This is a genomic window from Nonomuraea sp. CA-141351, from assembly GCF_050944675.1.
Lineage (GTDB): Bacteria > Actinomycetota > Actinomycetes > Streptosporangiales > Streptosporangiaceae > Nonomuraea.
Window position 1 is genome coordinate 3,228,126 of record NZ_CP191982.1, and the last position, 13,750, is coordinate 3,241,875.

A 13,750-nucleotide genomic window follows, 5' to 3' on the forward strand; every position below is an offset into this window, starting at 1 on the left:
TCCTCCTATCCGTGCGCCATCGAGATGCCGCGCTGTTCGACCAGGGTGTGCTCGCCGACCTGGTACGGCTCGACCCGGCGTACCGCCGTGTAGAAGTGGTAGGGGCGGCCGTCGCGGGAGACGAGCGCGGGCTTGTGCGCGTAGGTGTCGTCGGCCGAGCCGGGCGGCCCCACGTCGATCAGGACCTCGCCGCTCTTGCGCCAGGTCCGCAGGTCACGGGAGACGGCGTAGCTCTCGCGGGCGTGCCCGTCGAAGGAGAGCCCGAAGTAGAACATCACCCACCAGTCGCCGTCCCGCAGCACGCACGGGTCGGAGGCGAAGCGCTCGTCGAAGGCGCCCTCGCCGCCGTGCGGCACGACCGGTCCCGGGTCCGGGCGCTCCCAGTGCTCGAGGTCGGGCGAGACGGCGTAGCCGATCTGCTCGCGCCAGCCGTCGTAGGTGCGGTTCTTGGCGTTGTAGAAGCAGTAGTAGAGGCCCTCGTGGCGGAGCAGCCACGACTTGTAGAGGCCGCCGCGCTCCCACGCGCCGCCGTCCTGCGGGCGCAGCACCGACCCGGTGTCCTTCCAGGTACGCAGGTCGTCGCTGACGCAGAACCCGATGACCGCCGCGCCCATCTCCATGCCGGGCTCCGGATAGGCGTGGTACGTGCCGACCGCCCGGCCGTCCCGCCAGGTCACCTGGCCGGGGGAGTCGAGGCGGTTGTCCCGGACGATCGAGGTGAGCGCCGCGTTGTAGCCCCGGTACGGGTGGCCGGGGTCACGCGGCAGGATCACCTCGCCGGGAGTCCACGACACGAGATCGGCCGAGCGGCTCAGCGCGGTCTGGTACCCGGTCCCGTCGAAGCCGACGTACGTCATGAGGTACTCGCCGCCGTCCGAGCACAGGAAGGGGCAGTCCACGAAGAGGCTGTCGAACCTGCCCGGCTCCCGCGACGGCCCGACCAGCAGCCGCCCCGCCTTGTGCGGCGTTCTGACGCGCGCGGCGTCGTACACGTCGATCATCGGCCCGCTCCGTTCATTGGTCGCGGTCGCTGGTCGGCCTGCGCGGTTACGCCTGAAGGGCTTCCTTCTCCGGCCTCGGCTCCCCGCTCCGTGAACGTCCACCGCCCGGCCGGCACCTCATAAGCGCGGCCCTCCAGCGGGACCGCCTCATCGGGCACGGCGTGCCGCGCGAGCCCCAGGTCCGGCAGGCGCACCTCCGCCGACGACCCCGGCGGGACCTCCACGTCGAGCGCGAACTCCCCGTCCCCGCGCGTCCAGGACACCGCGACCCTTCCGTAGGGCGTGCCGGTGCTCGCCCGCACCGACTCCAGGTCGCCGGGCGTGGCGGGTTCGATCAGCAGCTTGCGGAAGCCGTTCGACCCGGGCGCCTGGCCGATGCCGCCGAGGCCGCGGTAGAACCAGGCGTCGATCGCGCCCAGCATGTAGTGGTTCTGCGACAGCCCTCTCGTCGGTCCGTCCCAGGCCTCCGTGAGCGCGGTGGCGCCGTGCCGCACCTGGTAGCCGTAGCTGGGGTGGCTCGTCGAGGTGGCGAACCCCCACAGCGCCTCGTGCTGCCCCGCGCGGGTCAGCACCTGGTAGAGGGCGGGCAGCGCGATCTCCCCGACCGTGATGGCGCCGTCGCGCACGGCCTCGCTCAACCGGTCCAGGGCGCCCGGCGCCAGCTCGTCGGGGACGACGCCCATGTCGAGCGCCAGCACCTCCGACGCCTGCCCGCCGCCCCCGAACCGCTCCCCCTTGAAGAACGCGCGGGTGAACGCGGCCGTGATCGTGCCGGTCAGCGCCCGATAGCGCTTGGCGTCGTCGTCGCGGCCCAGCACGCCGGCGACCTTCGCCATCGTGCGGGCCGCCCGCCAGTAGCCCCACGTGCCCACCAGCGGCACCGGCGCCGAGTCATCCAGGCCGAACCAGTCGCCGAGCCCGTAGCCGAGGATGCCGTCCTCGGCCTTCCCGGTCAGGTAGTCGACGTAGCGGCGCATCGCGTCGTAGTGCCGCTCCATGGCCGATGGGTCGCCGTACCAGCGGTAGATCTGCCAGGGCATGCGCACGATCGCGCCGCCCCAGTTCGGGTCGTCCCTGAAGGCGCCATCGAAGACCACGTACTCGGGGGCGATGTCCGGGACGAGGCCGTCCTCCGTCTGCGCCTCGGCGATGGTGACCAGCAGCTCGCGGCAGTACGCGGCCACGTCGTAGTTGTAGGCGACGACGTCGAAGAGCAGGTGGGCCTGCTCCAGCCAGCCCAGCTTCTCGCGGTGGGGGCAGTCGGTCAGGACGCTGTACATGTTGCCGCGCACCGCGCGGTCGATGATCGTGTGGATGTCGTTGAGCAGCGGATCGGAGGTCTCGAAGCTGCCGATCCGCTCGTTGTCCGCGCGCAGCACCAGCGCCGTCACGGCCTCCGCGCCGACGTGCTCGGGCAGGCCCTGGACCTCGACGTAGCGGAAGCCGTCGTAGCGGAAGCGCGGGTGCCAGGTCTGCGGTCCGTCCTTGGTCACGTACGTGTTGAAGATCGGCGCGCCGGTCGTGGGCTTCGACTGCACCACGCGGCCGTACGCGTCGAGCTGGTCGCCGGGCACGAGCCGCAGGTAGCGCCCGGCCGGGAGGTCCAGGCTCAGCTCGGCCCAGCCGGCGACCACCGTGCCGACGTCGAAGACCGGCGTGCCGTCAGTGGCTACCAGCTTGGCGCTCGCGGACAGCCGCTCGGTGACCCTGATGGGCGGGCAGGCCCGCGACCGCAGGATGTCCGTCGGGTCGGGCCTGACGGTCACGGGGCGCCATTCGGCGGCGGTGCGCCGGGCGTCGTGGTCCTCGCCGCCGTACCAGTGCGAGCGCACGGTCGGGCCCTCGGCGGCCCTCCAGTCGGCGCCCGTGACGAACCGGTCGTCCGAGCCGTCGGCGTAGCCCACCTCGAGCTGGGCGATCGCCATCGGGGCCTGCTTGGAGCCGAAGAACTTCATGTACCGGTCCTGGTGCGGGAACACGTGCGCGATCCCGGGGCCCAGCTCGACGGCGATCGTGTTCCCGCCGTCGCGCAGCAGCTTCGTCACGTCGTGCGTGGCGTACACGACCCGCCTGGTGAAGTCCGTGTACGGCGGCTCCAGCACGGCGTCGGTCACCGGCGCGCCATTGACCGACGCGACGTAGACGCCGAGTCCCGCGACGTGGAGCCGGGCGCGGGCGACCGGCTTGGCCAGGGCGAACTCGCCTTCGAGCAGCGGAAGCGGCCTGCCCTCTCCCGCGCGCGGGTTGCCCTCGTCGTACCAGCCGGGGTGGGTGACCCACGAGGCCGTCCAGTCGTCCGGGCTCAGCAGTCCCAGCTCGAAGCGCGCGGCCGGGTTCCAAGCGGACCATTCGCCGTTCGCGTCGCGGATCCGCACGCGCCAGCGCGCGGCCGTGCGGCTGGTCAGCGGGCGCCCGCCGTACACCACTCTTTGCTCCGGACCGCTGACCTCGCCGCTGTCCCACAAGCCAGGCTCGACCTGTACGTGGTAACCGGTCTGCGTCGTGGCGCCGGTCAGCTGCCAGCTGAGTGTCGGGCGGGTGATCTCGATGCCGAGGGGGTCGGTCAGGTCGCACGTTCGCAGGTTCGTCACCATGGCGTGGGCTCCAAGTCAGGTGATCTTGATCATGTACGCGGCCTTCGTGGGCGGGTCCGGGGGCAGGTCGGCGTGGAGCGCCTCCTCGGTCAGCCGCCAGGTGAGCGGACCGTGGCCGAGGAGCTCGACCTTGGCCGGGCGGCCTTTCAGCAGCCCCATGCGGGCGCCCAGGCTGATGATCGCGGCGGTCCGGTCCTGCGGCCAGGCGAGCAGGGTGGCGTACAGCGTGTCGCCGCGCCTGGTGAAGCGGATGTCGCTCGGCAGGTAGGCGCGGTCGGCCTCGTTGTAGCCCTCGTAGCCCTTGGTGTCGCCCATGCCCGTCGCTCCCTCGGCGGGACGCAGCCAGGGCGTCGTGCCGTACACGCCTTCGCCGCACACCCTCAGCCAGTCGCCCACCTCGCTCAGCAGGGCGCGGGCCCGGCCGTCCACGGTGCCGTCGGCGCGCTGGGGGACGTTGAGCAGCAGGCAGCCGTTCTTGCTGACCACGTCGATCAGCGTGTGGATGATCTGCTGCGAGTTCTTGCGCGGGTGGAACATCGGGTCGTCGTCGGAGCAGTCGAACCACTCGCCGTCGCTGGTGTCGAACTGCCAGGGATGGGGCTGGGCGTCGTCGAGCTGGCGGCGCTCGCAGTCGAGGACGACGGCTGTGCGGTCGGCGTCGGGGACGTCCTTGATGGTCACGAGCCCGCCGGTCGGGCAGGTGTCGTAGTAGTGGGCGAGGAGCTCGAGCCCTCGCGTGCTGACCGGCTCCGACTCGACGACGCTGCCCGCGTCGAACGGCAGGCGGCCGTCGTCGAGGTAGACCAGGTCGGGGCGGTAGCGGTCGAGCGCCTCGCGGACGCGGGCGTAGAACCGGTCCGCCACCTGTGGCGGCGGCTTGGCTCCCGGCGCGTGCTTGTCGGGGTACAGCTCGGCCGGGTCCAGGCCCTCCCACCAGGTGCCCGGGCCGTCGTGCCTGGTCAGCGCGCCGTCGTGCGACTCGCCGGTCGCCGGGTCCGCGCCGTGGGCGACGTCGAGCCAGCGCCACGTCCAGTTGTTGTGGAAGCTCAGCCCGAACGGCAGCCCGGCCGCGCGGGCCGCCCGCTCCCATGCGCCGACGATGTCGCGCTGCGGGCCGATGCGGGCGGCGTTCCAGGCGTGCTGCTTCGACGAGTCCCACAGGTCGAAGTTGTCGCAGTGAGCGGCCAGGGCGACGAAGTAGCGGGCGCCGCTGGAGACGTACAGGCCGATCAGCTCTTCGGGGTCGAAGCGCTCGGCGTGCCAGCGATGGAAGAGGTCCTTCGCGCCTTTTCCCGGGCGGAAGTGTTTCCGGTGGTGGGCGTGCTGGCGGTCGGCTCGTTTTCGCTCCCAGGGCTCGGAGCAGGGCTGCATGCCGTAGAGGTGGCGGGCGTACCAGTCGCCGGAGCTCGCCACGGACTGTGGCCCCCAGTGCGACCAGATGCCGAACTTGGCCTCTCCGAACCAGTCGGGGATGCGGTGACGGCGTAACGACTTCCAGTCCGGCAGAAACTCGCTCAATGGGGCGCACCTACTTATTGAAACGATTTACCTATGGTATATTTATTCATCATCTGTTGTCAATGCATCAGCGACTCCGCAGCCTTGTGGGCTCCACGGGGTGGCCAGCGCTGGTCCCGACGTATACCGTTAAAACGTTTTGTCTCGGAGGGACGTTCGGTATGGTCGATTTCCACGAGGACCCGGCGCCGGGCTGCGGGCGGCGGGCGGCGCGCGCGGACTTCCTCTCCGACGCGCCGCGGGTGTCGCTCAACGGCCGGTGGCGCTTCCGCCTCTCGGACACGGCCGAGGGCACCGGCCCCTCGCTGCCCGGCCCGGCACTCGACGACACCGGCTGGGACACGATCCGCGTGCCGTCGCACTGGGTGCTGGAGGGCTACGACCGCCCGCTCTACACCAACACGGCCTACCCGTTCCCCATCGACCCGCCGAGACTGCCCGACGGCAATCCCACGGGCGACTACCGCCTCGGCTTCGACCTGCCCGCTGACTGGCCCCAGGGCCGGACCGTGCTGCGCTTCCAGGGGGTCGACTCCTGCGGCACGGTGTGGCTGAACGGCTCGCTGCTCGGCCACTCGAAGGGCAGCAGGCTGCCGTTCGAGTTCGACGTCACCGGGCTCGTCCGCCCGCGCGGCAACCTCCTCGCCGTTCGCGTGCAGCGCTGGTCGTCGGGCAGCTATCTCGAAGACCAGGACATGTGGTGGCTGCCCGGCATCTTCCGCGACGTGGAGCTGCTGGCCCGCCCCTCAGGCGGCATCGACGACCTCACCGTCCACGCCTCCTATGACGCCTCGAACCGCTCCGGCACCCTCCGCGTCACCGCCGACGCCCCCGGCCTGGTCGAGATCCCCGAGCTGGGCCTGTCCGTCGGCACAGGGGAGGAGGTCACCGTCCCCGGCGTCGAGCCGTGGAGCGCGGAGCACCCACGCCTCTACCGCGGCGCACTGAAGGCCGCCGGGGAGACGATCGACCTGCCGATCGGCTTCAGGACCGTCGAGATCGCCGGCGGGCGGCTGCTCATCAACGGGTCGCCGGTGCTGTTCCGCGGCGTCAACCGGCACGAGCACCACCCCGAGCGCGGCCGCGCGCTCGACCGCGACACCATGATCCGCGACATCGAGCTGATGAAGCAGCACAACGTCAACGCCGTCCGCACCGCCCACTACCCGCCGCACCCCGAGTTCCTGCGGCTCTGCGACGAGTACGGTCTGTGGGTGGTGGACGAGTGCGACATCGAGACCCACGGGTTCATCTACGCGGGCTGGGAGGGCAACCCACCGGCCGAGCCGATGTGGCGCGACGCGCTCCTCGACCGCGCCCGGCGCATGGTCCAGCGCGACAAGAACCATCCCAGCGTGGTGATCTGGTCCCTGGGCAACGAGAGCGGGAGCGGGCCGGCGTTCGGCGACATCGAGCAGTGGATCCGGGAGCACGACCCCAGCAGGCCGCTGCACTATGAGCGCGACCCCAGCTACCGCCACTCCGACTTCTACAGCCTGATGTACCCGTCGCCGGACGACCTGGAGCGCATCGGGGAGCGGAAGGAGGACACGCCTGAGGGGGTGGTGCCGGACTCGCCCGACGACGTGCGCCGCCGCGGGTTGCCGTTCCTGCTGTGCGAGTACGCCCACGCCATGGGCAACGGGCCCGGCTCGCTGGCCGACTACCAGGCGATCCTGGAGTCGTACGAGCGGTTCTGCGGGGCGTTCGTGTGGGAGTGGATCGACCACGGGCTGGCGGGACACGACTCGCTCGGCCGCCCGTACTTCCGGCACGGCGGTGACATCGACCACCAGCCGAACGGGGGGCGGTACTGCCTGGACGGGCTCCTGTTTCCCGATCGCACGCCGTCGCCCGGCCTGGCGGAGCTGGCCAAGGCCATCGAGCCGGTCGGGATCGCGGTCGACGCGGCGGCCGGGGAAGCCGTCATCGTCAACAAGCACGACCTGATCGACCTCGGCCATCTGGAGTTCCGCTGGCACGTCGAAGTGGACGGCTCGCCTGTGGGGGAGGGTGGGGCGCTGCCCGTGCCGCCGTGCGGGCCGCGCGAGACGGTGCGGGTGCCACTGCCCCAGGTGGCGGTTGCGACGGAGGGCGAGACGTGGATCACCGTCGAGGCGGTGCTCGCGACCGCCGCACGTTGGGCACCGGCCGGTCACGTCGTCGCCTTCGGCCAGGCCCGGCTCGGCAACGGCACCCACCGCCGCCGCCCGCCGGCCGCGGCGAGCGAGGCGTCCGGCGGAAGGCTGCGGCTGGGTGGGGCGGTGTTCGACGCGAGGACCGGGCGGCTGACCCGGCTGCACGACGTCGAGCTGGACGGGCCGGTGCTCGACGTGTGGCGCGCCCCGACGGAGAACGACCGCGGCCAGGGCCCGAGGAACGCACTGGCCGCCGACTGGGAGGCCGTGGGGCTCGACCGCTTCCTCCACCGAACCGGTGACATCGAACAACCCGACGACCGCACACTGGTCGTCCACGGCCGCAGCGGCCCGGCCACCCGGACCCTCGGCTTCCGCACCACGTACACCTGGCGATGGCAGGACGGCGCGCTGCACCTGCGGATCGAGGCCGAGCCCGTCGGCGACTGGGACGACACCAAGTACGGCCACCTCGACGTGAGCCCGCCGCGCATGGGTGCCAGGTTCGCCCTGCCCGGGGGCTACACCGACGTCGAGTGGTTCGGCCGCGGGCCGGGCGAGTCGTACGCCGACAGCCGGGCGGCCGCGCGGGTGGGCCGGTTCGCGCTGCCGATCGACACGCTCCAGACCCCGTACGTCGTGCCGCAGGAGAACGGCAACCACATCGAGACCCGCTGGCTGGAGCTGTCGGGCACGGGGCTGCCGACCCTGCGCGTGGACGGAGAGCCGCACCTGGACTTCACCGCCCGCCGGTGGACGAGCGAGGACCTGCAGGCTGCCCGCCGCCCGCACGACCTGCGCGACTCCGGCCGCGTCTGGCTGAACCTGGACCACGGCCAGCAGGGCATCGGCAGCGCTTCCTGCGGCCCCGCCCTGCCCGAGCGGTACCGGCTGCCGGTCCGGCGCTACTCCTGGTCGATGACGTTGACCGCCTGAGAGGATGTTGATCACATGACGGAACCGACCAAGTTCGACTTCTGCCCGTGGCTGTTCTGGGATCAGGCGACCGAGGAGGACCGCCTCGCCCAGAAGCGCCACATGGACGCGCTGCGGGCCAGGGCCGACATCGAGGCGGCGGGCAAGGTGTTCGTCTCGCCGCTGGCGGCCGTGTACGCCGACAGCCTGCGCATGGGCGACTACAGCTACATCGCGGCCCACGCGTACGTCACCGACGACATCGTCATGGGCGACGACTGCACCATCAACCCGTACGCCGTGGTGCGGGGGAACATCGTGATGGGGAACGCGGTGAGGGTCGGCGCGCACACGTCCTTGCTCGGCTTCAACCACGGGACCGCGCCAGACCGCCCGGTCTTCCGCCAGGCGATCACGTCGAAGGGCATCCGGATCGGCGACGACGTGTGGATCGGCTCGAACGTGGTCGTCCTCGACGGCGTGACGATCGGCGACCACGCGGTCATCGGGGCGGGCGCGGTCGTCACCAAGGACGTGCCCGCCTGGGCCATGGTCGCGGGCAACCCGGCCCGCCCCATCCGCGACCGCCGCACCCCGCGGCCCACTGTGGGCAACGAGGCGCTCCCCGCCGCGAGCGGGACGAGCCCTACTGCGGGCGGGACGCGTGCCGCCGTGGGCGAGGACCTGGAGGTGCGGCTGGCCGGGTTCGCCGGGCGGGCGCGGGAGCAGGCCGTGGCGGTGCTGGCGCGCTGCTGGACCGGCGAACGGTACGTGGACCGCCCCGGCGCCGACCCCACCGTGCGGGCCTGGTGCGACGCGGTGGAGATCGCCGACCTGCTGCTCGGCGGCCCGCCCCCGACCCCGGCCCGCGAGGAGATCGTCTCCTTCCTCCGGGACCGCCAGGACCCGGTCACCGGCCTCGTCCCGGAGATCGGCGCCCCGGGCTCACCCGAGTCGGCGACCACGGACGGCGGGAGCCAGGAGCTGGAAGGCGTGACCGCGTACCACGTGCTCTGCGTCGGATACGCGCTCGACCTGCTCGGCACCGCCTTCCGCCACCCCGTCCACGCCGTGCACGGCCTCGCGTCGAAGGACCTGACCGCCCTGCTCGACGGCCTGGACTGGGACCGGCAGGCGTGGGCGTCCGGCTCGATGGTCGACTCGATCGGGACCGGCCTCTACCGCAACTTCGCCGACTTCGGACTGCGTGGCGAGGTCGAGGCCCTGTACGGCTGGTTGCTGACCCGTGTCCGGCAGACCCACGGCATGTGGGGCGAGCCGGACGCAGACTCCGGGTGGCTGATGGTGGTCAACGGCTTCTACCGGCTCACGCGGGGCACGTTCGCGCAGTTCGGGATGCCGTTGCCGTACCCGGAGCGCGCCGTGGACACCGTGCTCACCCAGGCCCGCGACCCCCGCTACTTCGGCGCCGGCACCGGGAACGCCTGCAACGTGCTCGACGTCATCCACCCCCTATGGCTGCTGGGCAGGCAGACCCGGCACCGCCGGGCAGAGGGCGAGGCGTGGGCCAGGGAGCACCTCGCCCGCGCGCTGGGCGGCTGGCACGACGGCGCCGGGCTCAGCTTCGCGCTGAGCGGGGGGAGCGGCGCGGCACGCACGCCCGGGCTGCAGGGCACGGAGATGTGGCTGGCCATCATCTGGCTGCTGGCCGACTACCTCGGGATCTCCGACGCCCTCGGATACCGGCCGCGAGGGATCCACCGCCCGGAGCCGGCGGTCCGGTATCCGGGCTAGAGCCGCTGCCGAGACGACGGCGGTCCGGGGACGTGTGCCGGGCCGCCCTGTCGCAGCGACGGCAGGTCGATCGCGGCAGCCATCGCCTGGTGGCCCGCCGTGCTCGGGTGCAGGTGGTCGCCACTGTCGTAGCGGGGGAGCAGCCGGGCGGGTTCGGCAGGGTCGCGGAGCGCGGCGTCGAAGTCGGCCACCGCGTCGAACACGTCGCCCTGCCGGATGAACGCGTTGACCGCCTGCCGGGCCCGTTCGCCGTCAGGGGCGTGGTACTCGGCGCCCGCGAACGGCGTGATCGTCCCGCCGACCACGCGGACCCCGTCCGCATGCGCCGTGGCCACCATGCGGCGGTACGCGGCGATGAGGTCGTCCGCCCGTGCGCCCGCTCCGAGGTCGTTGACGCCGGCCTGCAGGATCACGGTGCCGATGCCCGGCTTGGTCAGCACCTCGCGGGCCAGCCGCTCCTCCGCCGGACGGCCGGTCTCCGCCGCGAGCACCTTCCCGCCCGACACGCCCTCGTTGACCACCGCCAGGCCCGTGAGGAGAGCGAGCAGGTCGGTCCAGCCGTGCCCCGTCTCAGAGCCCACGCCGGTGGTGAGCGAGTCGCCGAGCGCCGCCACGACAGGCACCGGCTCTGGCGCGATCACCGTCAGCGCGTCGAGCCAGTGCCAGACCGAGACGGGCTCGACGTACGCGTCATCGCCCTCGTCGGCGGCGTGATCGCCGGGGAGGGACCGGTAGGCGGGAGAAACAGCGGGCTCCCACGCGCCGAGCGGTGGATAGGCCGGGGCCGTGGCGCGGTTGCGGCCGGTCAGCGTGTCGCACTCGCCCCGCACGTACACGCTCACCGCGAGCCGCTGCCGTGCCCCGACGTCTCCCGCCACCGGATCGCTGAGCACCGTCTCCCCGGGCTCCACCGTCACCCCGGCACACCCGCCGAACGTCACCACCCGGTTCGACCCCGGCTCCAGCGCGGCCCCCGCCCGCGACGCCCCCACGCGCACCCGCCCGAACGTCACAGCCCGCTTGCCGAAGGCGTTGGTCAGCCGCACCCGCAGCCCTGTCCCGCCCACGGAGGTGCGCACCACGTTCCGGACCGTCACCTCCCACAGCCGGGCCCCGAGCGCCTCGGCGGCGGCCGCCCAGGTGGTCACCGGGCGGCCACCGGACATCACCATGCCGAGGTGAACGAGTACCGGCCGGACTCCACCCGGCACACCAAGGCCGAGCCGGTCTGCCCCACGCCGACCACCGGCTCACCGGATTCACGCACCGACGCGGGATCCGTGGTGGGCACGTGCACGGTGGCCACCGCTCCGGGCGGAATTCGTACTGACAGCCGCAGCACGTCGCCATCCACCTCCCACCTGCTGGCCAGCCGCCCCAGCGGAGTGTCGTACGCGGCGGAGGCCCACCGCAGCGTGCCCCCGACCAGCGGCCGGATCAGCGGCTGGCGGAAGCCCACGGAGCCCTCCTCCTGCCCCAGCCCGGCGACCCCGCCGTACAGCCACGCCCCGACCGAGCCGAGCGTGTAGTGGTTGAAGGAGTTCATCGCGACGGGGCCGAAGCCGGCCTCCTCCGTCCAGCCGTCCCAGCGCTCCCAGATGGTGGTGGCGCCGCGCTTGATCGAGTACCCCCAGGAGGGGTATCGGTCGTCGTGCAGCAGCGCGTACGCCAGGTCGGCGTGCCCGTGCTCCGACAGGACGGGCCCGAGCAGCGCCACCCCGGCGAACCCGGTGGTCAGCAGCCGCCCCCGCCGCTCCAGGTCGGCCACCAGGTGGGAGACGGCGGCGGGCACGAGGCCGGCGGGCACCAGGTCGTGCGCGAGCGCCAGCAGGTAGGCGGTCTGCGTGTCGCCCGTGATCTTCCCGTCGGCCGCGATGAACTCCCGCGCGAACGCCGCTCCGATGCGTGCCCGGAGCGCCGCGTACCGCTTGGCCGACGGGTCGCCCAGCACCCGCGCCGCCCGCGCCGTCAGGTCCGCGCTGAGTGCGAAGTAGGCGGTGGCCATCACGTCGCGGGAGGTCTGGACCCCCGCCTGGAGCCAGTCGCCGTAGTGGCTGCCGACCTTATTGCGCCAGATCAGGCCGGGGTTGTGGCGTTCGACGTGGTCGACCCACTGGCGCATGCTGGGCAAGCTGTCGCGCAGGATCCGCTCATCTCCGTACACCCGGTAGAGGTGCCAGGGCACGACCGTGGCGGCGTCGGCCCAGCCGGGCGTGCCGTGCCGCCCGGTCATGACGTGCGGCACCACGTCCGGCACCGCTCCGCCCACGGCGTCCTGCGCGCAGCGCAGGTCGGCCAGCCAGCCGGTGAAGAAGGCCGCCACGTCGGCGTTGTAGCAGGCCGTGGGCAGGAACACTTGAGCGTCTGCCGTCCAGCCGAGCCGCTCGTCCCGCTGCGGGCAGTCGGTCGGCACGGAGACGAAGTTGTCGCGCTGGCTCCATCGGACGTTGCTCATGAGCTGCCGCACCATGGCGTCGGAGCAGGAGAACTCGCCCGCCACCGGAGTGTCCGAGTGCATCGCCCGGCCCACGACGTCGAAGTCTGCGTGGCCGCTGACTTCGACGTAGCGGAACCCGTGCACGGTGAAGCGTGGCTCGAACGTCTCCTCCGGCCGCCCCGCCGCCACGTAGTGGTCGGTGGCCTCGGCGGAACGGAGGTTGGCGGTGTAGAGGTCGCCGTCGTCGGTGAGCGCCTCGCCGTGCCGGAGCGTGATCCGGGTGCCCGCCTCGGCGCCGCGCACCGTCAGGCGGACGCGGCCGGCGATGTTCTGGCCGAGGTCCACGATGGCACGGCCGTCGCGGACGCGGATCTCGGCCGGCGCCAGGTCCTGCGTCACCCGTACGGGCTCGGCGGCCGAGGGCACGAGCACGTCCGTGCCGGTGTCGGCGACCCCGGCCGGAGCCCATGAGGAGTCGTCGAAGCCGGCCAGGTCCCAGCCGTCGAGCTCCAGCCGGGCGTCGTACCACTCGCCCATGAGCAGGTCGGCGTAGCGCAGCGGGCCGGTCGTCTCCCTCCAGCGCCCGTCGGAGCCGATCACCGTGCGGGAGCCGTCCTCGTGCTCGGCCACGATCTGGACGAGGAGCTGCGGGTCCCGCCCGTAGCGCTGCGCCTGCTGCCTGCCGTCCCAGCCGAGGCTGCCCGACCACCAGCCGTCCGCCAGCACCGCCCCCACACACAACGGGCCGTCCCCGATCAGGTCCGTGACGTCGTAGACCTGGTACGGGACGCGCTGCCGGTAGTCGGTCCAGCCGGGCGTCAGCTCGCCGTCGCCGACGCGGTGGCCGTTGACGCGCAGCTCGTACAGGCCGCGCGCGGTGCAGGCGATCCGGACGGCGGTCGCCGGGCGCAGGTCGACGACCCGGCGGAAGTAGCGGGGCGCCGGCAGGTGCGCCGTGCGATCGGTGCGGGGCTCGCGGTCGTCCGCGGGCGGCTCGAACGGGGGCTCGGTCTCCGGGTCGTGGGCGATCCAGGCCGCCCGCCACTCGTCGGGGTGCAGGACCCCGGTGTCGAACCACGACTGCGCGGACTCGCCGTCGCGCAGCTCGACCTGCCAGGTGTAGCGGGCGAACGACACCAGCGGCGCCCCGCCGTAGTACGCGTGCGTATCCTGGCCGTCGATCCAGCCGCTGTCCCAGGCCGGCGCGCCGCCGGGGCCGCGCACGGTGATCCGGTGGCCGGTCGGGGCGTCGCCGCGCCGGTCCGAGGCCAGCCGCCAGACCAGCCTGGGCGTACGGGTGCCGATTCCGAGCGGGGTGCGGCGATGCTCGCACCGCAGGTCGTACGGCCGCAGGCGCTCTGAAGAAGGAGCCTCGGGAAGGGACCAGCCCAT

The 13,750-nt window shown here is 72.6% G+C and carries 7 protein-coding genes; 2 read left to right on the forward strand and 5 right to left on the reverse strand.

Translation table 11 applies throughout. The annotated features are described in order from the left end of the window. Positions 1-5: 5 nt before the first annotated feature. From ACQPWU_RS15570 to ACQPWU_RS15580, 3 genes are read right to left on the reverse strand one after another with little or no spacing between them, the layout of a single operon-like run. Complete coding sequence (locus tag ACQPWU_RS15570; RefSeq protein WP_433440519.1) at positions 6-1,001, reverse strand: hypothetical protein; 996 nt, start codon at positions 999-1,001, stop codon at positions 6-8. Beyond that, positions 998-3,595, reverse strand: coding sequence for a family 78 glycoside hydrolase catalytic domain (locus ACQPWU_RS15575; protein WP_433440521.1), 2,598 nt, complete (start codon positions 3,593-3,595; stop codon positions 998-1,000). Before ACQPWU_RS15575 ends, ACQPWU_RS15570 begins: the two co-directional genes overlap by 4 nt. A gap of 15 nt (positions 3,596-3,610) precedes the next feature. Next, the gene (locus ACQPWU_RS15580; protein ID WP_433440523.1) at positions 3,611-5,113 is read right to left on the reverse strand and encodes an alpha-L-fucosidase; all 1,503 of its coding nucleotides are present in this window, start codon (positions 5,111-5,113) and stop codon (positions 3,611-3,613) included. Positions 5,114-5,274: 161 nt separating this feature from the next. Between ACQPWU_RS15580 and ACQPWU_RS15585 the strand changes: the two genes are divergently transcribed. After that, positions 5,275-8,187 (forward strand): glycoside hydrolase family 2 TIM barrel-domain containing protein, encoded by a 2,913-nt coding sequence (locus tag ACQPWU_RS15585; protein ID WP_433440525.1) that lies wholly within the window; start codon positions 5,275-5,277, stop codon positions 8,185-8,187. Positions 8,188-8,202: 15 nt separating this feature from the next. Next, the gene (locus ACQPWU_RS15590) at positions 8,203-9,921 is read left to right on the forward strand and encodes an acyltransferase (protein WP_433440527.1); all 1,719 of its coding nucleotides are present in this window, start codon (positions 8,203-8,205) and stop codon (positions 9,919-9,921) included. Here ACQPWU_RS15590 and ACQPWU_RS15595 read toward each other — a convergent pair. Together ACQPWU_RS15595 and ACQPWU_RS15600 are read right to left on the reverse strand one after the other, a co-directional pair. Further along, the gene (locus ACQPWU_RS15595; RefSeq protein ID WP_433440529.1) at positions 9,918-11,069 is read right to left on the reverse strand and encodes a GDSL-type esterase/lipase family protein; all 1,152 of its coding nucleotides are present in this window, start codon (positions 11,067-11,069) and stop codon (positions 9,918-9,920) included. The two genes, ACQPWU_RS15590 and ACQPWU_RS15595, sit on opposite strands and share 4 nt — an antisense overlap. Before the next feature lie 17 nt (positions 11,070-11,086). Continuing rightward, on the reverse strand, positions 11,087-13,750 hold the full coding sequence (locus ACQPWU_RS15600) for a family 78 glycoside hydrolase catalytic domain (protein WP_433440531.1): 2,664 nt from the start codon (positions 13,748-13,750) through the stop codon (positions 11,087-11,089).

Coding starts and splice junctions, on each gene's coding strand:
- ACQPWU_RS15575 (WP_433440521.1), bottom strand. CDS start 3,595: ATGGTGACGAACCTGCGAACGTGCGACCTGACCGACCCCCTCGGCATC.
- ACQPWU_RS15600 (WP_433440531.1), bottom strand. CDS start 13,750: ATGGGCTGGTCCCTTCCCGAGGCTCCTTCTTCAGAGCGCCTGCGGCCG.
- ACQPWU_RS15590 (WP_433440527.1), top strand. CDS start 8,203: ATGACGGAACCGACCAAGTTCGACTTCTGCCCGTGGCTGTTCTGGGAT.
- ACQPWU_RS15585 (WP_433440525.1), top strand. CDS start 5,275: ATGGTCGATTTCCACGAGGACCCGGCGCCGGGCTGCGGGCGGCGGGCG.
- ACQPWU_RS15570 (WP_433440519.1), bottom strand. CDS start 1,001: ATGATCGACGTGTACGACGCCGCGCGCGTCAGAACGCCGCACAAGGCG.